Below are 22,939 nucleotides of genomic sequence, written 5' to 3'. Positions count from 1 at the left end.
TCGTGGGCAGGACATTGAGGCCGATCCCGGCCGGGTGATTCCACGGCGCGGGGTCGGCTCGCGCGGACCTCGCTCTGCCGCCGCGGCCGCCGCTCCGTCTCAGGGCGCCTCGGCAAACAGGTCAGGCGCGCCGGTCCGCACCGGGCCGCGGCCCGCCAGCGGAAAGCTGTAGAGCCGTTCCGGCCCGAGCAGGAACGACCGGCCGCCGCGCGGAAACAGAGACGCGATGGCGGCATCGCCGATGTCGAGCCCGCCCGTGTAGGCACCGAAGGCCGGCATCAGCACGCGCCGCGCGTCCGTGACGAAGCAAGGGCGACAGACGCCCCCCGCCCGCGTCGGCGCGGTCGCCTTGGGGTGCAGGTGGCCGGCGATCTCACCCGTGGCGCGCGGTGTCGGGATGTGGCGGAAGGCGAGGGGGCCCTCCGCCCAGGCCTCGACCGCCTGGCCGGGCAGGCCTTCCGGCGCGACCGGGTCGTGGTTGCCGGCGACCCAGACCGCTTCCGCGCCGTTCAACGCTTGGACCAGCATCGCGCGCTCCTGCGCCGGCAGGCGGGCGGCGCCGTCCCGGTCGTGGAAGGAATCGCCGAGAAAGACCACGCGCCGCGGGCGGTAGCGCCGCAGCAGCGGGACCAGCCGCGCCAGGGTCTCCCGCGAGTCATAGGGTGGCACCAGCCGGCCGCGGGCGGCGAAGGCGCTGCCCTTCTCGAGATGCAGGTCGGCGACGCAGAGCAGCCGCCGTGCCGGCCAGTGCAGCACGCCGGCGGGGTCGAGCATCAGCCGCTCGCCGGCGATGTGGATCGGCGCCGCGTTCATCGGCCGGTCACCATCTTCGGCGCGCCGCGGATATGGCGCGATCGCCGCCGGTCGCGGGCCTTGGCCCGCGCGATGGAGGTGCCGCGGACGGGGATCGATTCCGTCACCTCGGCGAGCGCCTCGGTGAAGTGTTCGGCGCCGTCGGTCGCCTCCTCGACCAGGGCGGCGGCTTCGGCGAGCAGCGCGTCCTCCGCCCCGCCCGGCACCCATTCGCGGCCTTCCTCGATCAGCGCCGGGACGGCGAGGGGCGAGACGCGGTCCAGCACGCGATGCCGGATGCGCCCCTGCACGCGGGCGAGCAGCGTGGCGAGGCGCGCCACGTCGGTCAGGCCCTGTGCGGCCTCGGCGCGCGTCGCGCGGAGCAGGATATGGTCGGGCTGGTGGCGGCGGAGCACGTCGTAGATCAGGTCCGAATTCATCGTCATCTGGCGGCCGGATTTTTCCGCGCCCGGGTGGGATTTCTCGATCAGGCCGGCGATCGTCGCGATGTTGCGGAAGGTCCGCCGCAGCATCGAGGACTCCGCCAGCCATTCCTCCATCTCGTCGCCCAGGATGTCCTCGGTGAACAGGGCCTGCACGTCGGTCGGCTCGAAGGCGGACCAGATGGCGAGCACGTAGTCGGTGCCGACATAGCCGAGCGGCCCCATGCCGAGCTTCTCCATCCGCTTCGTCACCAGCATCCCCAGGGTCTGGTGCGCGAGCCGCCCTTCGAAGGTGTAGGCGACCAGGAACCACTTCCCGCCGCGCGGAAAGGTCTCGACCAGCAGCCCGTCACGCGGCGGCAGTTCCGACTTCAGCCGTTGCAGCCGGAGCCATTCGCGCACCGGCTCGGGCAGGTGCTTCCAGCGGCGCGGGTCGTGCAGGATCGCGCGCACGCGGGCCGCGAGATAGGTCGTCAGCGGCATCCGCGCCCCGGCATAGACCGGCACGCGCGGCTCGCCCTCGCCGCCGCGGGAGACGATGACGGCGGCGGGTTCCAGCCGCTCGTAGCGCAGCACCTGGCCGCCGAACAGGAAGCAGTCGCCGGGTTCCAGGGTGGAGACGAACCATTCCTCCACCTCGCCCAGCACGCCGGCGCCACGCAGCCGCACCTTCAGCAGCGGGGTCTCGACGATGGTGCCGAGGTTCATCCGCAATTGCCGCGCGACCCAGGTGCCGCGGACATGCAGCAAGCCCTCGGCATCTCGGAACAGCCGGCGGAATCGGTCATAGGCCTGCAGCGCGTAGCCGCCATCCTCGACGAAGCGCACCACGTCTTCGAAGTCGCGGCGCGACAGCGCGGCATAGGGGCCGGCATGCGTCACCTCGGCGTAGAGCTCGTCGGGCCGGAACGGCGCGGAACAGGCCATGGCCAGGACGTGCTGCGCGAGCACGTCGAGCCCGCCGGGGCGGGGTGGCTCGCCGTCCAGGTCGCCGGCTTCCACCGCCTCGGTGGCGGCGACGCATTCCACCACTTCGAAGCGGTTGGCCGGCACCAGCACGGCGCGCGAGGGTTCGTCCATGCGATGATTGGCACGGCCGACCCGTTGCAGCAGGCGCGAGACGCCCTTGGGCGCGCCGACCTGGATCACCTGGTCGACATCGCCCCAGTCGATGCCGAGGTCGAGCGAGGCGGTCGCCACCACGGCGCGCAGCCGGCCCACCGCCATCGCCGCCTCCACCTTGCGGCGCAGGCCGATCTCGAGGCTGCCATGATGCATGGCGATCGGCAGCGCCGCCTCGTTCAGCCGCCACAGCGCGGCGAAGATCAGCTCCGCCTGGGCGCGGGTGTTGACGAAGACGATGGTGACGCGCGCCGCCTCGATGCGGCGGTAGATCTCCGGGGCGGAGGCGAGGCCCATATGCCCGCCCCAGGGCAGGTGGCCTTCGGGCAGTTGCAGGTCGAAGACCGGCGCGGCGCCGCCGCGCGTCTCCACCAGGCGGACGTCGTCGGCGCGGGCGGTCGGCGAGAGCCAGGCACGCAGCGCCTGCGGATGTGCGACCGTGGCCGACAGGCCGACGCGGCGCGCGCGCGGCGCCAGCGCGGCCAGCCGTGACATGCACAGCGCCAACTGGTCGCCGCGCTTGGTGCCGGCCAGCGCATGCGCCTCATCCACCACGATCGCCGACAGGCCGGCGAACATCTCCGGCGCATCGGGCAGGGAGAGCAGCAGCGTCAGGCTTTCCGGCGTGGTCAGCAGCAGGTTGGGCGGGCGTTCGCGCTGGCGCTGGCGGCGGTTGACGGGGGTGTCGCCGGTGCGGGTCTCGATGCTGATCGGCAGGCCCATCTCGGCGACCGGCGCGGTCAGGTTGCGCGCGATGTCCACCGCCAGCGCCTTGAGCGGCGAGATGTAGATCGTGTGCAGCCCCTCCCGCGGATGCGCCGCGAGATCCAGCAGCGAGGGCAGGAACCCGGCCAGCGTCTTGCCGCCGCCGGTCGGCGCCAGCAGCAGGACGTGCTCGTCCCGCGCCGCGGCGTCCAGCAGCGCCATCTGGTGCGGGCGCGGGCTCCAGCCGCGCGCGGCGAACCAGCCGGCGAAAGGTTCTGGCAATGTTCTCATCCGCGGGGCAATATGCCGATGGTTCCCGCGCCCGGGAAGCCCGCCCATATGCGTCCCGTGAGCATCCCGCACCCCGAAACCTGGCTGAAGGTCACGCCGTCCGGCCTGTTCTGCGAGCCCGGCGGCTTCTTCATCGACCCGACCCGCGCGGTGGACCGCGCGGTGATCAGCCACGGCCATTCCGACCACGCCCGGCCGGGCCACCGGCACGTGCTGGCGACGCGGGAGACGCTCGCCATCATGACCGCGCGCCTGGGGGAGGGGCGGGCGGGACATGCCCAGCAGGCCCTGGCTTTCGGGGAGGTGCTGACCGTCAACGGCGTGCGCCTGTGGCTGCGACCCGCCGGGCACGTGCTTGGGGCGGCGCAGATCTGCATGGAATGGCGCGGCAGCCGCGCCGTCGTCTCCGGCGACTACAAGCGCCAGCCCGACCCGACCGCCGCGGGCTTCGAGGTCGAGCCCTGCGACGTCTTTGTCACCGAGGCGACCTTCGCCCTGCCGGTCTTCCGCCACCCGCTGGCGGAAGGCGAGATCGCGAAGCTGCTGCGCTCGGTCGCGCTGTTCCCGGAACGCACCCATGTCGTCGGCTGCTATTCGCTCGGCAAATGCCAGCGGCTGATCGCCATGCTGCGCCAGGCCGGCTGGGACCGGCCGGTGCATCTGCACGGCGCGCATGTCGCGTTGTGCCGGACCTATGAGGAGCTCGGCGTGCCGCTCGGCACCCTGCGCACGGCGACGGTGGCGAAGAAGGACGACCTCAAGGGCGCGATCGTGCTGGCGCCGCCCTCGGCGGTGGCGGACCGATGGGCGCGGCGGCTGGCGGAACCCGTGGCCGCGGTCGCCTCGGGCTGGATGCGCGTGCGGCAGCGGGCGAAGCAGGGCGGCGTGGAACTGCCCCTCGTCATCTCCGACCATGCCGACTGGGATGAGCTGCTGGCGACCGCCATGGAGGTGCAGGCCCCCGAGATCTGGGTGACCCATGGGCGGGAGGATGCGCTGATCCACGCGCTGTCGCTGCGCGGCATCCGCGGCCGCGCCCTGCACCTGGTCGGGCGCGGCGAGGAGGACGAGGGCGAGCCGCCGGAGGCCACCGCGGCATGAGCCTGCCCGCCTTCGCCGAATTGCTGGAACGCCTGGTCTTCACCCCCGGCCGCAACGCCAAGCTCGCCCTGCTGGGCCAGTGGTTCGCGGAGCAGCCGGACCCGGATCGCGGCATCGGCCTCGCCGCCCTGACCGAGGAGCTGGCCTTCACCGCCGCCAAGCCCGCGGTCATCCGGGAGATCGCGGCCGAGCGCACCGATCCCGAATTGCTGCGGCTGTCCTACGACTATGTCGGCGACCTCGCCGAGACCGTCGCGCTGATCTGGCAGCCGCGCGCCGGCGTGAACGCGCCGCCGCCGACACTGTCCGAGGTGGTGGAGACGCTGGAAACCGCCCCGAAACCCGAGGTGCCGGCGCTGATCGCCGGCTGGCTGGACACGCTCGATGCGGGCGGGCGGCTGGCGCTGATCAAGCTGGTCACCGGGGGCCTGCGCGTCGGCGTCTCGGCGCGGCTCGCGCGCGTGGCGCTGGCCGAATGGTCCGGCCAGGCGGTGGAGGAGATCGAGGAGGTCTGGCACGCCGTCGCCCCGCCCTATGTCCCGCTGTTCCGCTGGCTGGAAGGCGCCGCGCCGCGCCCGGACCCGCGCGATGCGCCGGTCTTCCGCCCGCTGATGCTGGCGCATCCGCTGGAGGCGGCCGACCTCGCCGCGCTGCGCGCCGAGGCGTGGCGCGCCGAATGGAAATGGGACGGCATCCGCGTGCAGCTCACCGCCGGGCCCGGCGGCAAGCGGCTGTGGTCGCGCGGCGGGGAGGACATCTCCGGCGCCTTCCCGGAGATCCTCGCCGCGATGGACTTCCACGCCGTGCTGGACGGCGAATTGCTGGTGGTGCGGGACGGGGAGGTCGCGCCCTTTGCCGACCTCCAGCAGCGGCTCAACCGCAAGACCGTCACGGCGCGCATGCGGCGCGACTACCCGGCGGCGGTGCGGCTCTACGACCTGCTGGTGGAGGGCACCGAGGACCTCCGACCGCTGCCCTTCGATGCGCGCCGCGCGCGGCTGGAAGCCTGGCATGCCAGGGCGGCGCCGGCGCGCATGGACCTCTCGGCGCTGGTGCCCTTCGACAGCATCGAGGCGCTGGCCCGATTGCGCGACGGCGCCCGCGCCGCGTCGATCGAGGGGCTGATGCTCAAGCGCGCCGACGCGCCCTATGTCGCCGGCCGCACCAGGGGGCTGTGGTGGAAATGGAAGCGCGACCCGCTGACGGTCGATGCCGTGCTGATGTACGCCCAGCGCGGCCACGGCAAGCGGTCCTCCTTCTACTCCGACTACACCTTCGGCGTGTGGCGGGAGGACGGCGAGCTGGTGCCGATCGGCAAGGCCTATTCCGGCTACACGGATGAGGAACTCGCCTGGCTCGACCGCTGGATCCGCAGCAATACGGTCAACCGCTTCGGCCCGGTGCGGGAGGTCGAGCGCGGCATCGTCTTCGAGGTCGCCTTCGATGCCGCGCAACTGTCGTCACGCCACAAGTCGGGCGTCGCGCTGCGCTTCCCGCGCATCGCCCGCATCCGCCGCGACAAGCCGGTGGAGGAGGCGGACAGCCTTGCCGCGGTGATGGCGCTGGTGGAGAACCGGCCTGCCGCCGATTGACCGCCCCCGGGGCGCGTGGTGCCGTGCCGCCACCGACAACCAGGGGAAACGTACCATGCCCATCGCACCCAATCTCGCGCGCCGCCGGCTCGAGAAGGGCGAACTCGCCCTCGGCTTCGGCGTGCACCACCTGCGCACGCCGGCCGTCGGCATGATCGCCGCCGCTTCCGGCTTCGACTGGCTGTTCATCGACATGGAACACGGCGCGATGAGCGTCGATGACGCGACCCGCATGTGCATGGCGGCGCTCTCCCAGGGCGTCACGCCGATCGTGCGCTGCTGCAAGGACGCGCTGTTCGAAGGCACGCGCTGCCTCGACAACGGCGCGATGGGCGTCGTCGTCCCGCATATCGACACGCCGGAGGAAGCCGCCGCCGTCGTCCGCGCCTTCCGCTACCCGCCGGTCGGCGAGCGGTCCTGGGGCGGCCCGCCGGCCCATTATGGCTTCGTCGTGGCCGACACCGCCGCCGCGCAGGTGGAACTGAACAAGGAAATCCTGGTCTGCGTCATGATCGAGACGCCGCAGGCCGTCGCCAATGCCGACGCCATCGCTGCGGTGCCGGGGGTGGACAGCCTGATGATCGGCACCTCCGACCTCACGGCGTCCATGGGCATCGCCGGGCAGATCGGCCATCCGGATGTGCGCGCGGCCTATGCCAAGGTCGCCGCCGCCTGCAAGGCGCATGGCAAGCACATGGGCATGGGCGGCGTCTATGACGAGAAGGTGGCGCCGGACTACATCGCTCTCGGCGCGCGCTTCCTGCTGTCCGGCTCCGACCACGCCTTCCTGATGGCCGGCGGCGGCGCGCGGGCGAAGTTCCTGCGCGGGCTGCAGACATAGCGGCGCGGGGCGGGGGCGGCGGCGTCGCCTCCGCCGAACCAGATAGGAGATTGCGAACAATTCGCATTTCATCTTGCGAACGCATCGCAACTGACATAAGCCGCTCCTCGCTCCAGGACGAGGTTCCCGATGCTCCGCCGACATCTGCTCGCGCTGGCTGTGATCGCCGCTCCCGCGGCCGTCCAGGCCCAGGCCCAGGAAATCGCCATCTATACGGCGCGCCACTACGATACCGACGCGCAGCTCTACGAGGCCTTCACGCGGGAGACCGGCATCCGCGTCCGCACCATCCAGGCGGAGGCCGACCAGCTCGTCGCGCGCATCCGCTCGGAAGGGGCGAACAGCCCGGCCGACGTCTTCATCACGGTCGATGCGACACGCCTCGCCCGCGCCGAGCAGGCCGGCATCCTGCAGCCCTACGCGATCCCCGCCGTGGACCAGCGCGTGCCGGCCGGGCTGCGCGACCCGAACGGGCAGTGGTTCGCCATCACCATGCGCGGCCGCGTCATCATGTACGACAAGCAGGCGGGCCGGCCGGAAGGGCTGAACCGCTACGAGGACCTGGCCGACCCCCGCTTCCGCGGGCAGATCTGCGTGCGCGCCTCCAACCACCCCTACAACGTGGCGCTGGCGACCAGCATCCTCGCCGCGGATGGCGAGGCGGCGACCGAGGCCTGGGCGCGCGGCGTCGCCGCCAACCTCGCCCGCCCGCCGCAGGGCGGCGACCGCGACCAGTTCCGCGCGCTGCCTTCGGGTCAGTGCCGCATCGCCATCTCCAACACCTACTATCTCGGCCATGTCGGCCGCTCGGAGCGGCCCGAGGACCAGGCGCTGTTCCAGCGCATCGGCGTGATCTTCCCGAACCAGGCGGCGGGCGACCGCGGGACGCATGTGAATGTCTCGGGCGCGGCGCTGGTGAAGACTTCCCCGAACCCCGCCGCGGCGCGCCGCTTCCTGGAATTCCTGGTTTCCGACCGGGCGCAGGAGATCGTCGCCCAGGGCAACATGGAATACCCGGCCGTGCCGGGCGCGCCGATGCATCCGCTGCTGCGCAGCATGGGCGAGTTCCGTGCCGAGAGCATCGAGGCGCTGCGCGATCCGGCGCGGGCCACCCTCGCGCTGCAGATCATGCAGCGGGCCGGCTGGCGCTGAGGCGGCCGTGGTCGTTTGCCACTGCAATCGCCTGACGGACGCGCAGATCACGGCGGCGATCGCCGCCGGCGCCTCCCGTCCCGCGGAAGTCTATGCCGGCTGCGGCTGCGGCGCCCAATGCGGGTGCTGCTGCCAGACCATCCTCGACCTGCTGCGCGCCAGCGGCGGCGAGTGCAAGTCCAACTGAGAATGCACCGCAGAAGCATTCATCAATAGATTCATGGTGTTGCTTGACACCCCGGCGAGCCGTCCCTGTATCTACGGCGCGGCGCGCCGGGGTTCGTCGCGTCGAGGGAGGATGCCATGCTGCGCGACCCGAAGGTGATCGAGCACCTGAACACTCAGCTCACCAACGAGCTGACCGCGATCAACCAGTACTTCCTGCATGCGCGCATGCTGCGTCACTGGGGCGTGACCAAGCTCGGCAAGCACGAATACGAGGAATCGATCGAGGAGATGAAGCATGCGGATGCGCTGATCGAACGCATCCTCTTCCTCGGCGGCCATCCCAACGTGCAGCGGCTGAACCCGATCCTCACCGGGCAGAGCGTGCGCGAGATCCTGGAATGCGACCAGAAGCTCGAGGAGAAGGCGATCAACGACCTGCGCGAGGCGATCGCCTATTGCGAGTCGGTGCGCGACTTCGTCTCCCGCGACCTCTTCGCCTCCATCCTGCGCGACGAGGAGAACCACGCGGACTTCGTCGACACCCAGTTCGACCTGATCGAACGGATCGGCATCGAGCGCTACACGATGCTCAATTCCGACGCGGCGCCGGACCAGGGGCACTGATGGCGGCACTGTGACGGAGGGGCGTTGCCCCTCCGGACCACCCCACCAAAGGCCGGAAGGCCTTTGGAAACCATCACTTGGTGCCGGGCGCGGCGGCCATTCGGGACCGACGCGGCAGGCGTCGTGCACGAAGGCGGATTTCGACACTGTTCCTGACCGCGATGCGCAATGCCAGGTCACGGTTTCCAAAGGCCTTCCGGCCTTTGGCGGGGTGAGCCCGAGAGGGGCGGCGCCCCTCTCGGAAGAGCCCTTCCGGGGCCCTAAGACCGCCCGCTACTCCGCCCTTCGCATCGCCCGCGTCAGTGCGATCACCGGCAGCAACCCCGCGACGACGATCAGCAGCGCCGCGGTCGAGGCCTCCGCCAGCCGCTCGTCCGACGCCAGGTTGTAGATGCGCACCGCCAGCGTATCGAGGTCGAAGGGCCGCACGATCAGCGTCGCCGGCAGCTCCTTCATCGTGTCGACGAAGACCAGCACCGCCGCTGTCAACAGAGCCCCGCGGGCGAGCGGCAGTTCCACTTCCCGCACCGCCTGCCCCGGCGTGCGGCCGAGCACCCGCGCCGCGGCGAAGAGCGAGGGCTTCAGCCGCGCCAGCCCCGATTCCACCGACGAGAGCGCCACCGCCAGGAAGCGCACGAGATAGGCAAAGACCAGCGCCGCCATGGTCCCGGACAGCAGCAGCCCGGTCGAGACCCCGAGCCTCTGCCGCATCCAGGCATCCAGCGCATTGTCGAAGATCCCGAACGGCACCAGCGTGCCGACCGCGATGACCGAGCCCGGCAGCGCGTAGCCCAGCGACGCCACGCGGTTCGCCGTGCTGCGCAGCGGCGAGGGGTGCATCCGCGCCGCCCAGGCCATCACCGCCGCCATCACCACCGCGAGCGTGGCGGTGATGCCGGCGAGCGTCAGGGAATTCAGCGCGAATGGCAGGAAGCGCCGGGGGTCCAGCGGATCGCCCGTGGTCAGCGCGAGCCAAGCCAGCGCCCCCGCCGGCACGCCGAAACCCAGCACCACCGGCATGGCGCAGGAGAAGACCGCCAGCGCTTCCTTCCAGCCGCGCAGCACGACCGGGCGCAGCGGCGGGTGGCGTGTGGTGGTCGGATGGAAGCGGCGGTCGCCGCGCGAGATGCGTTCGAGCCCTAGCAAGACGAAGACGCAGCCGAGCAGCGCCACCGAAAGCTGCGCCGCCGCCCCGCGGTCGTCCATGCCGAACCAGGCCTCGTAGATGCCGGTGGTGAAGGTGCGCACGCCGAAATGCTGCACGGTGCCGAAATCGGCCAGCGTCTCCATCAGCGCCAGCGCGATGCCGGCGGCGAGCGCCGGCCGCGCCAGCGGCAGCGCGACATGGAGGAAGGTGCGCGGCAGCCCGTGCCCAAGCGTGCGTGAGGCTTCGAGCAGGCAGACGCTCTGCTGCAGGAAGGCGGCGCGGCAGAGCAGGTAGACATAAGGGTAGAGCACCATCGCCAGCATCACCGCCGCGCCGGGCAGGGAGCGGATCTCGGGCAGCCAGTATTGGCCGTAGCGCAGCCCGGTCAGGCTGCGGAACGCCTCCTGCGCCGGCCCCGCCACGTCGAACAGCCATGTGTAGACGTAGCCGCAGAGATAGGCCGGCATGGCGAGCGGCAGCAGCAGCGCGACCTCCAGCACCCGATGCCCCCGGAATTCGCAGGTCGAGACGATCCAGGCCGAGACCGCCCCCGCGGAGCCCGCCATCAGCGCCACCAGCAGCGCGAGCAGGGCGGAATTGCCGAGCATCTCGGGCAGGGTGGTGGTGGCGATGTGCCGGAAGCTCGCCCCCGGGACGGCAACGGCGGTCGCCACCACGGCGATCAGCGGCCCGGTGATCGCCGCGGCCGCCAGCAGCGAGGCCCAGGCCCAGGCAGGCGCGCGGCGACGCCGCGGTGCCGGGCCGTTCGCGGCCTCGATGGTGATCGTGCGAGCCATTCTCACTCACGCGATAGCATGCCGATCCGCGGGCGGCGAGCCCGCGCCATGCGTGCGCAAGGGGGACTCGGATCGCCTCACCTGGTTGCCGGGGGCGCGGTTCCGGGGCTGCCGTGACAATCCCCGCAGCGGGGTCGTGCAGCGTGGCGGTCACCGCCTCCAGCCCGGCGTGTGCGACGAAGGCCGGCGCTGCGGCGGAGGCCGCGGACCCCCGACCGCGCCGGATCGGGTGGGCGACCGCCATGCCGTCCTCAGCGCGGTGGCGGCAGGGGCGGAATGCGCAGGCCGCCGGCGAAGCCCTGAATGGTCCAGTCGTAGGGTGCGGTGCTGGTGCGCACATCGCCGAGCCGCGGCGAACCGAGGTCGAGGATCGCCGTCATGACCACCGTCCACATCATGATGAGCACCACGCTGAGCGCGCGCAGCTGCAGGCCACGCAGGCCGAGCTGATAGCCGAGCCCCCCCATGCTCACGAAGGTCATGCCGATCAGCAGCCAGAAGAGCGTCGGCGGCATGCCGGTGGCGAAGGCGAGGCGCTCGACGGCCGATTGGTCGATCACGTCGTTCACCGCAGCCATCAGGGATGCGGCGACGGGGTCCGAGCGCTCCCGCACCAGGGCAGAGACATGGCCCCAGATCTCTCCCTGCAGCGTGTCCGAGCGCGCCTGGATCTCGGCGAGCCGCTCCGCGTCCAGAGGGGCCAGCACGTGCTCGCGCCGCACCGGCGCATAGGTCTCGAGCAGCCGGGCCACTTCGGCGGCCCGGGGATGATCGATCGCGACGGCGCGCAGCCAGGCGGTGCCGATCGCATTGGCCTCGGCGAGCGTTCCTTCGCGCCGCTCCTGGAAGCGGGCGGAGGCGAAGGACAGGGTAAGGGCGAGGACGAAGGCGAGCAGGCCAAGCATGCCGCCGACGATGACGCCGACCCCTTCGGGCTCACCGGCTCGCTTGGCTGCCCTGTGCTGCCCCATCCAGAGACCGAACTCCCGCGAGACCATCTGCAGGATGAAGAGGACGCCGGCGAAGGGCAGGGCGCCGAGACGGGCGATTTCGATCACGAATTCGGTCACGGCGCGTCCTCCGCGGGGCGAGCGGATGGTATGCAGGCGGTTGCCCTCCATGCAAACCTGCCCGGCGCTGGCGGTTGTGGCCGGCGGTCCCTAGATTGGCCGCATGCAGACCAGCTTCTCGGCCGCGCAGCTCGCAGACCCGGACACCGCGGAGAGCAACCGCATCCTGCGCACCTGCGTCCATTGCGGCATGTGCACGGCGACCTGCCCGACCTTCCTGCTGCTCGGCGACGAGCTCGATTCGCCGCGCGGGCGCATCTACCTGATCAAGGAGATGCTGGAGAGCGGCAAGCCCGCGACCGAGGCGGTTGTCCGCCATGTCGATCGCTGCCTGTCCTGCCTGTCCTGCATGACGACCTGCCCCTCGGGCGTGCACTACATGCATCTGGTCGACCATGCGCGGGCCTATATCGAGCAGACCTACACGCGGCCCTGGCCCGAGCGGGCGCTGCGCCGCGTGCTCTCCTTCGTGCTGCCGTATACTGGCCGCTTCCGCCTGGCGCTGATCGGCGCGTCGATCGCCCGGCCCCTGGCGCGGCTGGTGCCCGGCCGATCGATGACGGCGGAACGGCTGCGGGCGATGCTGCGCCTGGCGCCGGCCTCGGTGCCGTCGTCCTCCGAGGTCGAGCGGCCGCGGGTGCATCCGGCGATCGGCCCGCGCCGCGCCCGTGTCGGCATCCTGACCGGCTGCGCCCAGCAGGTGCTGGCTCCCTCGATCAACGAGGCGACGATCCGCCTGCTGACCCGCATGGGGATCGAGGTGGTGGTGACGCCGGACCAGGGCTGCTGCGGCGCGCTCGACCACCACATGGGCCACCACGGCCCGGCGATGCGCCTCGCCCGCGCCAACATCGCCGCCTGGACCCGCGAGATCGAAGGGGAGGGGCTCGACGCGATCGTGGTCAACGCCTCGGGCTGCGGCACCACGCTCAAGGACTACGGCTTCATGTTCCGCGAGGAACCGGAGCGGGAGAAGGCGGCGAAGGTCGCCGCCCTCGCGGCCGACATCAGCGAAGTGCTGACCCGCTTCGGCTACGCGGCGACGCGCGCGAAGCCGGGCCTGGCCGTCGCCTACCACGCCGCCTGCTCGCTCCAGCACGGCCAGAAGATCACCGCCGAGCCCAAGGCGCTGCTCAAGGCCGCCGGCTTCACCGTGAAGGAGCCGGCGGAAAGCCATATCTGCTGCGGCTCGGCCGGCACCTACAACCTGCTGCAGCCGGAGATCGCCGGGCAGCTCAAGGCGCGCAAGCAGGCCAGCATCGCGCGCACCGGCGCGGCGCTGATCGCCTCGGGCAACATCGGCTGCCTGACGCAACTCGGCGACGGTGCGATCCCGGCGGTGCACACGGTGGAACTGCTCGACTGGATGGCGGGCGGGCCGGAGCCGGCGGCGGTCGCGCGCGCCCGCGCGGCAGCGTGACCATGCGGCGCTTGCCCCGCGCGCCCCGGAAGGCGGAGCATGGGCCCATGCGCGCCGCCCTGCTCGTCCTGATGCTGCTGCTCGCGCCCGGCCTCGCCGCCGCGCAGCCCCAGCCGAACCGCGCCGAGCAGAACCGCCGCGCCGAGCTCGACAACCTCTTCGAGGCGCTGAAGACCGCGCCCGACGAACCCCTCGCCACCGCGATCGAAGGGCGCATCCGCGCGATCTGGATCGAGCAGGCCTCGCCGGCGACCGTGCTGCTGCTGCGCCGCGGCGTCCGCAACCTCGCCGCCCGCACCCATGACGAGGCGCTCGAGGATTTCGACGCCGCCATCATCCTCTCCCCGCAATCGGCCGAGGCCTGGCACCAGCGCGCCCAGGCCTATGCGGCGCTCGGCGACACCGCGGCCGCGGCGCGCGACCTGCAGGAGGCGCTGCGCCTCGAACCGCGGCATTTCAGTGCGCTGGTGACGCTCTCGGCGCTGCAGGAAGGCGCCGGCGATGCGCGCGCCGCGCTGCGCAGCATGGAGGCCGCCCTGGCCCTGCATCCGCACCTGCGGGGCGGGCAGGAAAGGCTGCGCGAACTGCGCCGCAAGGCGGAAGGCGACGTGACGTGATCTGATCGCGGCGTCGCGAGGCTCCGCCTCGCGCCCCCGCGCAGTGCGAGGCTCCGCCTCGCGCTCCGGCAGGGAGGCGCCGCCTCCCTGCACCCTCCGCCAGGTGGCAGGGCCACCTGGACCGCCGTCGACAGGTTACGCGACGCAGGGCTCCAGCTCGCGCAGGCTGGCCGCGAGGCGCAGGCGGATGCCGTCCAGCGCGGGGTCGCCCTCGCGCACCACCGGCGCGCAGGCGGCCGCGAGGTAGCGGCCATTGGCCCGCAGCGCGGCGAAATCCACCGCCAGCGCGGCAAGCCGCGAATTGTCGAAGAGGTGGCGGTTGCCGTCGTCGAGATAGGTCTCTGCCACCGCGCCATCGGCGACGACCAGGCCGTGGCTCGCCAGTTCGAGGTGATAGTAGGTGACGTTCGGGCACCAGATCTCGCGCAGGATGGTGCGGCCGTTCACCAGCAGCCCCGCCGGCACGAGCTGGCCATCGAGGAAAAGGGCGTGCTCCGGGCTGACGCGCAGGTCGCGGACCGGCACGCCGGGACCCAGCGCGCCGGCGCGGATGCGCACCGGCGCCACCTTGCCGCGGTCCCGCTGGCGCGCCAGCTCGACCCGGGTATGGCCCACCCAGACCAGGGGCTGGAGGCTCGCCCCGCCATGGACCGCAAGCACGAGGTCGCCGGCGCGAAGGGTCTCCACCGGCACCTCGCCGCGGGCGGTCATGATGCGGGTACCCTCGGCGAAGCAGGTCACCTCCTCGAAGTTCCGCGCGTGGATCGTCGCGCCGGTCGGGATATGGGTGAAGATCGTGTAGCCGTCCTCGCCCTCGGCGAAGGACCAGCTCGCGTTGCCGCCCGGCGTCCAGCCTTCGAGGTCGAGGCGGTCGGTGCCGTCCCCCATGTCGACGGTGTCGCTGCCGTCGCCCTCCCGCCAGATGACGAGGTCATTGCCGCCGCCGCTGGCGATCTCGTCGTCGCCCGCGCCGCCGGTCAGGGTGTCGTCGCCGGGCGAGGCCGCGAAGGCGTCGTCGCCGCTGATCACGTCGTTCCCGGCGCCGCCGAGGATGCTGTCGTTGCCCTCGCCGCCTTCGAGGATGTCGCCGCCGCGGCCGGGGTCGTTCACATCGGTGCCGACCAGGGTGTCGTTGCCCGCGGCGCCGTAGAGTTCCGCACCATAGATCACGCCGTCGCTGACCAGGCCGGGGCCGGAGGCGATGATCAGGTCGTCGCCTTCGCCGCCATGCGCCGGGGCGAGGTAGCCATAGCTCGCCGAACCTTCGAGGGTGATGAGGATTGTATCGTTGCCCAGATCGCCGTCGTAGTAGCCCTCCCCACCCATGTCGATGATGAGGTCGTGGCCCTCGCCGCCGGTGAGCTCGTCGTAGCCGAGGCCGCCCTCGAGCGTGTCGTTGCCGCCCTCGCCCATGAGCCGGTCGTCGCCGGCGCCTCCCGCAAGGTAGTCGTCACCATTCCTGCCGGCGGCGTTGTCACTGCCGTCGCCGAGCCGGATGGTGTCGTTGCCTTCGCCCGTGACGATGCCGAAGGCCTCGAAGTTCACGATGGTGCTGCCGTCGGTGGCCAGCAGGGCGCCGCTCGCGCCGTCCACCGTGTAGCCGAGGTCCTGCGTCGCCGTGCTGCGGTCGATCCCGGCGTAGTCGATGCCCTGGCCGCCATCGAGGCTGTCGATGCCGCCGTAGGTGTAGACGCTGTCATTGCCGGCGCCGGCGAGCACGGTGTCGTTGTCCGCCGTGCCACCGAAGGCGGGTTCCTCATCGGCGTAGATCTGGTCCCCGCCCGCACCGCCGATGATGCTGTCGGCTCCGTTGCCGCCGTTGAGCACGTCGCCGCTGACGTATTGGATGGGCTCATACACGTCCGAGCCGACGAGGGTATCGTCGCCCGCATCGCCGTAGAGGCTTGCTCCGATCAGGATACCGTCGCCATCGAGGCCCGGGCCGCTCGCCGTGATCAGGTCGTTGCCGGCGCCGCCATAGGCATTGACCGTGAAGGAGACCGTGGCCGATCCGCTCAGGGTGAGGGAGATCGTGTCGTGGCCCGCGCCGCCCGCGTAGTACCCATCGCCGCTGGCATCGACGATGCTGTCATCGCCGTTGCCGCCAAGGATCTGGTCGTAGCCATCGCCGCCGTCGAGCGTGTCGTTGCCGTCGCCGCCGTCGATCTGGTCGTCGCCCGCGCCGCCGAGCAGGCTGTCGTTGTCCGCACCGCCGTTGAGGATGTCGTCATCCGCACCGCCATTGAGGATGTCGTCATCCGCACCGCCATTGAGGATGTCGTCATCCGCACCGCCATTGAGGATGTCGTCGCCGCCGAAGCCCTCGAGCACATCATTGCCCGCCCCCGCCTCGACCGGGGTATCCGAGATCAGCGGGTCGCCGGTGAAGGTGTCGTCGCCATTCGTAGGGTCCGTGGTTGGACCGTCGGCATTCGACCAGGACATCCGGAGGACCCTCTCGGCAGGCTGCGATCACGCGATGGAGATGAATGAAAGGTTAATCGCTCCTTCGTGAGCGCCTCAAGGACAGGAAGGTGAAAGCAACTGTCAAAACTGCGCAAAATTTGAATCGCACGCGGTAGATTGCGGCGGAGTTGCACGTTCGATTGGCGTGCTGGACGGAAGTCTGCGGCGCGCCGGGCGGCTCGCTTCCGAACTGGCCAGGTTGCCGGGGCCAGCCGGGTGCCGCCGGTCCTTTCGCGATTGCGATCGGACGAACATGTCCCCCGACGCGCCGCCGCAATGTCCGGATGGCGTTGGCGCCAATGCAGATGGCACATGGTCCGCATGCCCGACGATCTCCGCCCCTCCGCCGATGACAGCCGCTGGGCCGCCGTGCTGGCGCGGGACCCGGCCCCGGCCTGCGGGCCGTTCCTCTATGCCGTGACGACGCAGGGGGTGTTCTGCCGGCCGGGCTGCCCGTCCCGCCCGCCGCTGCGGCGCAACACGCGCTTCTTTGCCGATGTCGGCGCCGCCGAGGCAGCCGGCTTCCGCCCCTGCAAGCGATGCGACCCCAAGGGGGAGCGCGCCGCGATCCACGCCGCCGCCATCCGCGCCGCCTGCGACCTGATCGAGGCGTCCGAGACCATTCCCTCCCTGGCGGTGCTCGCGGACCGCGTCGGCTATGCGCGCCATCACTTCCTGCGGCTGTTCCGCGACATCACCGGCGTCACGCCGCGTTCCTATGCCGAGAGCGTGCGGGCGCGGCGGTTGTCGGCGGCGCTCGCCAGCGGCGCGCGCGTCGCCGATGCGGTGGCCGAGGCCGGCTTCGGCAGCGAGAGCCGGGTCTATGAGGACAGCGCCCGCGTACTGGGCATGACGCCGGGCTCGGCGCGGCGCGGTGGGGCGGGGGAGGTGATCCGCGTCGCGCTGGCGGAGAGCGCGCTCGGCCCGCTGATGGTCGGCGCGACCGAGGCCGGCGTCTGCTTCATCGGCTTCGGGGAGGACGAGGCCGGGTTGCGCGGCGACGTCATGCAGCGCTTCCCCAAGGCACGGATCGAAGATGCCCCGGAGGAACTCGCCGAGACCGTCCGCCAGGTGGTGGCCTTCGTGGCCGAACCGAAGGCCGCGCTCGACCTGCCGCTCGACCTGCGCGGCACGGCCTTCCAGAAGCGGGTGTGGGACGCGCTGCGGGCCATTCCGCTCGGCGAGACGCGGACCTATTCGGGGCTGGCGGCGGAGATCGGCGAACCGCGCGCGACGCGGGCGGTGGCGCGGGCCTGCGCGCAGAACAAGGTCTCGCTCGCCGTGCCCTGCCATCGCGTGGTGGGCAAGGATGGCGACCTCACCGGCTATCGCTGGGGGGTGGAGCGCAAGCGGGCGCTGCTCGCCGGCGAGAAGGCCGGGCGCGGGCGGGGTTGAGAGACACCGCGCGGCGTGGTGGGATGCGCGCGAGGGAGTGAAGCGCCGAACGCGACGCAGCCTTCGGAGTCTCCCGCCATGTCCCCGCCCATCCTTCTTGCCATGCCCCTGGCCGCGCGGCTGCGCGAACGTCTCGACGGCATCTACGACGTGCATGGCCCGTTCAGCCCGGTGACGCCGGACGCGGTGCCGCAGGCGGCGCGCGGCGCCCGCGCGCTGATCACCCTCGGCGGCCACCGCACCGACAGGGCGATGATGGATGCGCTGCCGGAACTCGGGCTGATCGCCTGCTACGGCACGGGGTTCGAAGGGGTGGACGTGGAGGAGGCGGCCAGGCGGGGCATCCTGGTGACGCATGCGAAGGATGCCAATGCGACCTCGGTCGCGGAGTTCGCGATGGGGCTGGTGATCGCCGCCGCGCGCGACATGGGCAGGGGCGAGCGCGATCTGCGCGCGGGCAAGTGGCGCACGATCGAGAGCATGGGGCTGGTGCCGGGCCTCGCGGGGCAGCGCATGGGGGTCTATGGGCTCGGGGCGATCGGGATGAAGATCGCGACGCGGGCGGCGGCCTTCGAGATGGAGATCGGCTACCACGGGCGGGCGCCGAAGGCGGGGGTGGGGTTCGCCTATCATCCCACCCTGCTGTCGCTGGCCGAGTGGTGCGACGTGCTCGTGGTCGCGGTGCGGGCGAGCGCCGAGACACGGCACGCGGTGAATGCCGAGGTGCTGGCCGCGCTGGGCCGCAAGGGCGTGGTGGTGAACATCGCCCGGGGGTCGGTGATCGACGAGGCGGCGCTGGTCGAGGCGCTGGAGCAGGGGGTGATCCATGGCGCCGGGCTCGACGTGTTCGAGCATGAGCCGGCGATCCCCGAGCGGCTGCTGGCGGTGCCGAATGCGGTGCTGACGCCGCATATCGCGGCCTTCACCACGCTCGCGCAGCGGGTGCAGCAGACGCTGGTGCTGGAGTCGCTCGCGGCGTTCTTCGCGGGGGAGACGCCTTCGAACCTGGTGGCGGCGTAAGGGCGCACCGGGTCAGCACCAGCCGAGGCGTAGCCGGCGGGGGATGTGCTTGATCCCGCCGGCCATGCGGTGGAGGTGCCTGAGCGCCTTCAGGTAGCCGAGATAGGCGGTGATCCGCTTCCGCGTGGCGGGTGGGGGCGGCAGGCGCAGGCGCTTCAGCTTTTCGGACAAATCGGGGTCGGGGAGCTTGTGCGGCGGGCCGTTGAGCGCGTGCAGGAAGCCGAGGCGGCGGATGAGGGCGATGAATCGGAGGCCGCGGAGACGGATGGCGCGGCGGCAGGCGCGGAAGATGAGGGGGGCGATTTCGTTCAGCGGATGTTTGGGATCGTTTTCCTTGATGCCTTCGAGCAGGCGTTCCCACAGGCCGGCGTGGGTGAGGCGGCGGAAGTAGCGGGAGACGGTGTCGGGCTTGCCGTGTTCGGGCGGGAGCGCGTGCCAGGGGTCGGTGGTGCAGGCGAGGTGGAATATGGCGTTGAGCCGGCCCTTGAGATCGCCGATCTGGCGGCCGGCGGGGGAACGGGGGAGGATGTAGGGGAGGAGGGCGAGGAATTGGGTGGGGGTGAGGGGGTGGGGGCGCATCATACTAATGATATAGGAAAACATTCGGAAATACAACCTCTTTCCGCCAGAGCCGGTGCCATACAGGCTAAGCTCGGTGGCAATGCCGAGTCGTGCTGCCGTTAGCGCATTCGTCTGCGCCGTGGTTGCTGATCGGAGAGACATGTCCGACGTTGACGATGAGGACGACGAAGAACTCGATGGTGGCGGCGTTGCCGGCGCGCCAAACGATGCTGCCGATCCATCGGGAATCGTAGACGCAGCAATCCCTCATGATATCCGCGATCGTTACGAAATTCACAGCTATCGCGGCGCTGCGATGATCCTGAGCCGGGCTCACCCGACGCATTGTGCTGAGTTGATGGACGCGCTTAGGCAGTTTTCCATCACGACGCATATGATTCGCACAGCGGGAGGCAACGAGAGTGACATTCCGAAACTGCTGTCCACGTCGTTGCGGCCGCAGGGGTGGCATGAGACTGCGATCCACGGTGACCTGCTCGTGCGACTGGATTGGCGAGAACAAGTCGGCCTGAAGCGATCAGGCAAGCCAATCATTGAGAAACGTCGGCAGGAATTGCGGCGAGAGCGTTTCCTCGACGGCCACAAGATCGACTATGTGAAGGGCAAGGTTGCGTTCGACCTGGAATGGAATTCCAAAGATCAGACTTTTGACCGCGACCTATACGCGTTCAGCGCCTTTGCGACTTGTGGCGTGATTGACGTGGCTGTTCTCGTCACTCGTTCAGCTTCTCTCAACCCGGTGTTCCGGAAACTTGGGCCAGCACTTCGCAAGGACGGCCAGCCAGAGACGACGAAGAAAGGCACAGTGCGACAGACTGCAAGCAAATACGGGGCGAGCACAACCTGGATGGGCAAGTTGCTGTATCGCCTTAATGCGGGCCGCAACGGGGCGTGCCCGGTTCTAGCAGTTGGCATCACCCCGCGCTGCATAAAGGATTGGACTGATGACGAAGGTGCCTGACGCTGCGGCTGAGTTCCGGGAGGCGCTCTCGAGCCGTAAATTCGGCACGGTGCTTGCCGACCCGCCTTGGCGCTTTACAAACCGCACGGGAAAGATGGCGCCGGAACATCGGCGCCTTTCGCGCTATGGCACAATGGACCTGCCGGAGATTATGGAACTCCCGGTTCAATCCGTTCTCGCGGCGACAGCACACCTTTATCTCTGGGTTCCGAATGCTTTGTTGCCCGAGGGGCTGCAAGTGATGCGCGCGTGGGGCTTCGATTACAAGTCGAACATCGTCTGGCACAAGATCCGCAAGGACGGGGGCAGCGACGGGCGCGGCGTAGGCTTCTATTTCCGGAATGTCACTGAACTCGTCCTATTCGGCGTGCGCGGTCGCAACGCTAGGACCGAGGCGCCTGGGCGGCGGCAAGTGAATTTACTCGCGACCCGCAAGCGCGAGCATTCGCGCAAGCCCGACGAATTCTATGACATTGTAGAGTCGTGTAGCCGCGGGCCGTATCTTGAATTGTTCGCGAGAGGCACGCGGCCAGGGTGGACCGGCTGGGGTAATCAGGCTGAGGATTACGAAATCGGCTGGGACACCTATTCGCATCACTCTCAGCGCAATCAGGCGCAACTGCCCCTCGCCGGGGAATAGGTCGTCTGTCGCGCGCTTTGCTGGATGGATCCTGCATGTGGCGTGGTGCGACGGTCTGACAGCCCGAAGGTGCAGGAAACTGAGTTTCCTGCCGGGGTGCAGGGGCAGAGCCCCTGCGTCCTACGACCTCACCACCAACGCGGCATAACCCTCACTTCACCACCGCCACCCGCAATGCATTCGTCGTCCCTGGCGTGCCGAACGGCACCCCGGCGGTCACCACCACCTCGTCCCCGTGCCCCGCGAAGCCTTCGTGCTGTGCTGCGCGGATGGCGCGGCCGACCATTTCGGTCATGGAGTGGATTTCGCTGACTTCGAGCGGGTGGACGCCCCAGATCACCGCCATGCGGCGGGCGGTGGCTTCGCTCGCCGTCAGGCCCAGGATCGGGCAGATGGGGCGTTCGCGCGCCACGCGCAGAGTGGTCGATCCGGTGGAGGAGAAGGTGGCGATGACCTCGGCGGAGATGGTTTCGGCGACCTGGCGGGCGGCGGTGGCGATGGCGCCGGCGGATGACTTCTCGGGCGCGGGGCGGGATGCGTCCATGAGGCGGCGCCAGTCGCTGTCCTGTTCCACGCGGGCGATGATGCGGTCCATCATGTTCACCGCCTCGTAGGGGTATTGGCCGGCGGCGGTTTCGGCCGAGAGCATCACGCAGTCCGCGCCGTCGAAGACGGCGGTGCCGACGTCGGAGACTTCGGCGCGGGTGGGGCTGGGGGCCGTGATCATGGATTCCAGCATCTGGGTCGCGACGACGACCGGCTTGCCGAGGGCGCGGGCGGTGCGGACGATGCGCTTCTGCACCAGGGGGACTTCCTCGGGCGGGAGTTCGACGCCGAGGTCGCCGCGGGCGACCATGACGCAGTCGGTGAGCGCCAGGATGGCGTCGAGGTTTTCGACCGCCTGGGGCTTTTCCATCTTCACCATGACCCAGGCGCGGCCGGCGGCGATGCGCTTGGTTTCGGCGACGTCCTCGGGGCGTTGGACGAAGGACAGGCCGATGTATTCGATGCCGAGGGGGAGGACGAAGTCGAGGTCGGCGCGGTCTTTTTCGGTGAGGGCGGGGATGGGCAGCGCGACGTCGGGGACGTTGACGCCCTTGCGGTCGGAGAGGGGGCCGCCGACGACGACTTCGGTTTCGAGGTGGTCGGGGCGCACGCGGGTGACGCGGAGGCGGAGCTTGCCGTCGTCGAGGAGGAGGGTGGTGCCGATCTGGGCGGCGTTGATGATCTCCGGGTGCGGCAGGTTGACGCGGCGGACGTCGCCGGGGGTGGGGTTGAGGTCGAGGCGGAAGGCCTGGCCCTGGCTGAGTTGCACGCGGCCGGCCTGGAAGCGGCCGACGCGGAGCTTGGGGCCCTGGACGTCGGCGAGGATGCCGATGGGGCGGCCGACGCGGCGTTCGACCTCGCGGATCATGGCGATGCGGCTGGCGTGGTCCTCGTGGGAGCCGTGGGAGAAGTTGAGGCGGAAGACGTCGGCGCCGGCGCGGTAGAGGCGTTCGATGACCTCGATGGTGGAGGAGGCGGGGCCGAGGGTGGCGATGACCTTGGTCCGGCGGCGGCGGCGCAAGGCGGGGCGGGAGGCCATGCGGATCGGTCCTTCGGGCCTTGGCGGGGGCAGGGTGGAGAGGTCGGGGCGGAGGGCTTCGGGTGCGACGCCGAGGATGCGGGCGACGTCGACGACGCGCTCGTCCGGGACGCGGCGCCATTGGGAGACGGCGGCGGTGGAGATGCCGAGCTCGGTGGCGATCCGGGTGATCGCACCGCGGCGGGCGAAGGCTTCTTCGAGGGCAGGGTCGCGCATGGGCGAGACCTTATCCTGGATAAGAAAATACTGCCGAGAAATTTTCGATACTTAACTTGAATAAGGTTCGGGTTCGGCGATCCACGCCATCGGGCCGCCGTGGGGTGCGGTCCAGGCGACCGGCTGGCCATTACGGGTAGCCGGAAGCGCCTCGGCGCCGGCGGGGAAGACCCCCTGCGCTTCATTGGCGAT

At 70.5% G+C, this 22,939-nt stretch carries 19 protein-coding genes; 12 read left to right on the top strand and 7 right to left on the bottom strand.

The features are described 5' to 3' along the window. Positions 1 to 99: 99 nt before the first annotated feature. Positions 100 to 813 (bottom strand): ligase-associated DNA damage response endonuclease PdeM, encoded by a 714-nt coding sequence (gene pdeM / locus GXW74_RS17865; protein ID WP_211847893.1) that lies wholly within the window; start codon positions 811 to 813, stop codon positions 100 to 102. Beyond that, positions 810 to 3,353, bottom strand: a complete 2,544-nt coding sequence (locus GXW74_RS17860; RefSeq protein ID WP_211847892.1) for a ligase-associated DNA damage response DEXH box helicase — start codon at positions 3,351 to 3,353, stop codon at positions 810 to 812. Before GXW74_RS17860 ends, pdeM begins: the two co-directional genes overlap by 4 nt. 48 nt (positions 3,354 to 3,401) lie before the next feature. Between GXW74_RS17860 and GXW74_RS17855 the strand changes: the two genes are divergently transcribed. The 6 genes from GXW74_RS17855 (at position 3,402) to bfr (ending at position 8,831) form a co-directional block, all read left to right on the top strand. Next, positions 3,402 to 4,454: a ligase-associated DNA damage response exonuclease gene (locus GXW74_RS17855; protein WP_211847891.1), complete on the top strand. Its 1,053-nt coding sequence runs from the start codon at positions 3,402 to 3,404 to the stop codon at positions 4,452 to 4,454. Further along, positions 4,451 to 6,046 (top strand): cisplatin damage response ATP-dependent DNA ligase, encoded by a 1,596-nt coding sequence (locus GXW74_RS17850; protein ID WP_211847890.1) that lies wholly within the window; start codon positions 4,451 to 4,453, stop codon positions 6,044 to 6,046. The genes GXW74_RS17855 and GXW74_RS17850 overlap by 4 nt, the downstream gene beginning before the upstream one ends. A 55-nt stretch (positions 6,047 to 6,101) precedes the next feature. Continuing rightward, positions 6,102 to 6,887 carry an HpcH/HpaI aldolase family protein gene (locus tag GXW74_RS17845; protein ID WP_211847889.1) on the top strand — a complete coding sequence of 262 codons (786 nt, stop codon included), beginning with the start codon at positions 6,102 to 6,104 and terminating at the stop codon, positions 6,885 to 6,887. Between the two features lie 129 nt (positions 6,888 to 7,016). After that, a complete protein-coding gene (locus GXW74_RS17840; protein WP_211847888.1) occupies positions 7,017 to 8,039 on the top strand; it encodes an extracellular solute-binding protein in 1,023 nt (340 codons plus the stop codon). Positions 8,040 to 8,046: 7 nt separating this feature from the next. Next, positions 8,047 to 8,226 (top strand): (2Fe-2S)-binding protein, encoded by a 180-nt coding sequence (locus tag GXW74_RS17835; RefSeq protein ID WP_211847887.1) that lies wholly within the window; start codon positions 8,047 to 8,049, stop codon positions 8,224 to 8,226. Between the two features lie 116 nt (positions 8,227 to 8,342). Next, the gene (gene bfr, locus GXW74_RS17830; RefSeq protein WP_211847886.1) at positions 8,343 to 8,831 is read left to right on the top strand and encodes a bacterioferritin; all 489 of its coding nucleotides are present in this window, start codon (positions 8,343 to 8,345) and stop codon (positions 8,829 to 8,831) included. 273 nt (positions 8,832 to 9,104) lie between these two features. Here bfr and GXW74_RS17825 read toward each other — a convergent pair whose 3' ends face one another. Both GXW74_RS17825 and GXW74_RS17820 read right to left on the bottom strand, forming a co-directional pair. After that, the gene (locus GXW74_RS17825) at positions 9,105 to 10,775 is read right to left on the bottom strand and encodes an ABC transporter permease (RefSeq protein ID WP_211847885.1); all 1,671 of its coding nucleotides are present in this window, start codon (positions 10,773 to 10,775) and stop codon (positions 9,105 to 9,107) included. Positions 10,776 to 11,026: 251 nt separating this feature from the next. Further along, positions 11,027 to 11,845 carry a bestrophin-like domain gene (locus GXW74_RS17820; RefSeq protein WP_338148265.1) on the bottom strand — a complete coding sequence of 273 codons (819 nt, stop codon included), beginning with the start codon at positions 11,843 to 11,845 and terminating at the stop codon, positions 11,027 to 11,029. Between the two features lie 103 nt (positions 11,846 to 11,948). Between GXW74_RS17820 and glcF the strand changes: the two genes are divergently transcribed. Next, positions 11,949 to 13,265, top strand: coding sequence for a glycolate oxidase subunit GlcF (gene glcF, locus GXW74_RS17815; protein WP_211847884.1), 1,317 nt, complete (start codon positions 11,949 to 11,951; stop codon positions 13,263 to 13,265). Between the two features lie 47 nt (positions 13,266 to 13,312). Then, on the top strand, positions 13,313 to 13,882 hold the full coding sequence (locus GXW74_RS17810) for a tetratricopeptide repeat protein (protein WP_211847883.1): 570 nt from the start codon (positions 13,313 to 13,315) through the stop codon (positions 13,880 to 13,882). Positions 13,883 to 14,017: 135 nt separating this feature from the next. On the opposite strand, the gene GXW74_RS17805 is transcribed toward GXW74_RS17810, so the two are convergent. Further along, positions 14,018 to 16,327 (bottom strand): Hint domain-containing protein, encoded by a 2,310-nt coding sequence (locus GXW74_RS17805; protein WP_211847882.1) that lies wholly within the window; start codon positions 16,325 to 16,327, stop codon positions 14,018 to 14,020. Between the two features lie 342 nt (positions 16,328 to 16,669). Between GXW74_RS17805 and ada the strand changes: the two genes are divergently transcribed. Beyond that, positions 16,670 to 17,743 (top strand): bifunctional DNA-binding transcriptional regulator/O6-methylguanine-DNA methyltransferase Ada, encoded by a 1,074-nt coding sequence (gene ada / locus GXW74_RS17800; protein WP_211847881.1) that lies wholly within the window; start codon positions 16,670 to 16,672, stop codon positions 17,741 to 17,743. 78 nt (positions 17,744 to 17,821) lie between these two features. Then, positions 17,822 to 18,763, top strand: a complete 942-nt coding sequence (locus GXW74_RS17795) for a 2-hydroxyacid dehydrogenase (RefSeq protein ID WP_211847880.1) — start codon at positions 17,822 to 17,824, stop codon at positions 18,761 to 18,763. A 12-nt stretch (positions 18,764 to 18,775) separates the two neighbouring features. On the opposite strand, the gene GXW74_RS17790 is transcribed toward GXW74_RS17795, so the two are convergent. Then, on the bottom strand, positions 18,776 to 19,486 hold the full coding sequence (locus GXW74_RS17790; RefSeq protein WP_246523592.1) for a transposase: 711 nt from the start codon (positions 19,484 to 19,486) through the stop codon (positions 18,776 to 18,778). Between GXW74_RS17790 and GXW74_RS17785 the strand changes: the two genes are divergently transcribed. Then, positions 19,485 to 20,306 carry a BglII/BstYI family type II restriction endonuclease gene (locus GXW74_RS17785; protein WP_211847879.1) on the top strand — a complete coding sequence of 274 codons (822 nt, stop codon included), beginning with the start codon at positions 19,485 to 19,487 and terminating at the stop codon, positions 20,304 to 20,306. The two genes, GXW74_RS17790 and GXW74_RS17785, sit on opposite strands and share 2 nt — an antisense overlap. Then, a complete protein-coding gene (locus GXW74_RS17780) occupies positions 20,290 to 20,946 on the top strand; it encodes an MT-A70 family methyltransferase (RefSeq protein ID WP_211847878.1) in 657 nt (218 codons plus the stop codon). Before GXW74_RS17785 ends, GXW74_RS17780 begins: the two co-directional genes overlap by 17 nt. Positions 20,947 to 21,097: 151 nt before the next feature. On the opposite strand, the gene pyk is transcribed toward GXW74_RS17780, so the two are convergent. After that, positions 21,098 to 22,531, bottom strand: coding sequence for a pyruvate kinase (gene pyk, locus GXW74_RS17775; protein ID WP_246523605.1), 1,434 nt, complete (start codon positions 22,529 to 22,531; stop codon positions 21,098 to 21,100). Positions 22,532 to 22,939: the final 408 nt, after the last annotated feature.

Source organism: Neoroseomonas eburnea, from assembly GCF_018129005.1.
Classification (GTDB): Bacteria; Pseudomonadota; Alphaproteobacteria; order Acetobacterales; family Acetobacteraceae; genus Neoroseomonas; species Neoroseomonas eburnea.
Note: the sequence above shows the minus strand (reverse complement) of the source record. Positions and strands in the feature narration are given on the sequence as shown.

Coding starts and splice junctions, on each gene's coding strand:
- pdeM (WP_211847893.1), bottom strand. CDS start 813: ATGAACGCGGCGCCGATCCACATCGCCGGCGAGCGGCTGATGCTCGAC.
- GXW74_RS17860 (WP_211847892.1), bottom strand. CDS start 3,353: ATGAGAACATTGCCAGAACCTTTCGCCGGCTGGTTCGCCGCGCGCGGC.
- GXW74_RS17855 (WP_211847891.1), top strand. CDS start 3,402: ATGCGTCCCGTGAGCATCCCGCACCCCGAAACCTGGCTGAAGGTCACG.
- GXW74_RS17850 (WP_211847890.1), top strand. CDS start 4,451: ATGAGCCTGCCCGCCTTCGCCGAATTGCTGGAACGCCTGGTCTTCACC.
- GXW74_RS17845 (WP_211847889.1), top strand. CDS start 6,102: ATGCCCATCGCACCCAATCTCGCGCGCCGCCGGCTCGAGAAGGGCGAA.
- GXW74_RS17840 (WP_211847888.1), top strand. CDS start 7,017: ATGCTCCGCCGACATCTGCTCGCGCTGGCTGTGATCGCCGCTCCCGCG.
- bfr (WP_211847886.1), top strand. CDS start 8,343: ATGCTGCGCGACCCGAAGGTGATCGAGCACCTGAACACTCAGCTCACC.
- GXW74_RS17825 (WP_211847885.1), bottom strand. CDS start 10,775: ATGGCTCGCACGATCACCATCGAGGCCGCGAACGGCCCGGCACCGCGG.
- glcF (WP_211847884.1), top strand. CDS start 11,949: ATGCAGACCAGCTTCTCGGCCGCGCAGCTCGCAGACCCGGACACCGCG.
- GXW74_RS17810 (WP_211847883.1), top strand. CDS start 13,313: ATGCGCGCCGCCCTGCTCGTCCTGATGCTGCTGCTCGCGCCCGGCCTC.
- GXW74_RS17805 (WP_211847882.1), bottom strand. CDS start 16,327: ATGTCCTGGTCGAATGCCGACGGTCCAACCACGGACCCTACGAATGGC.
- ada (WP_211847881.1), top strand. CDS start 16,670: ATGCCCGACGATCTCCGCCCCTCCGCCGATGACAGCCGCTGGGCCGCC.
- GXW74_RS17795 (WP_211847880.1), top strand. CDS start 17,822: ATGTCCCCGCCCATCCTTCTTGCCATGCCCCTGGCCGCGCGGCTGCGC.
- GXW74_RS17785 (WP_211847879.1), top strand. CDS start 19,485: ATGTCCGACGTTGACGATGAGGACGACGAAGAACTCGATGGTGGCGGC.
- GXW74_RS17790 (WP_246523592.1), bottom strand. CDS start 19,486: ATGTCTCTCCGATCAGCAACCACGGCGCAGACGAATGCGCTAACGGCA.
- GXW74_RS17780 (WP_211847878.1), top strand. CDS start 20,290: ATGACGAAGGTGCCTGACGCTGCGGCTGAGTTCCGGGAGGCGCTCTCG.
- pyk (WP_246523605.1), bottom strand. CDS start 22,531: ATGGCCTCCCGCCCCGCCTTGCGCCGCCGCCGCCGGACCAAGGTCATC.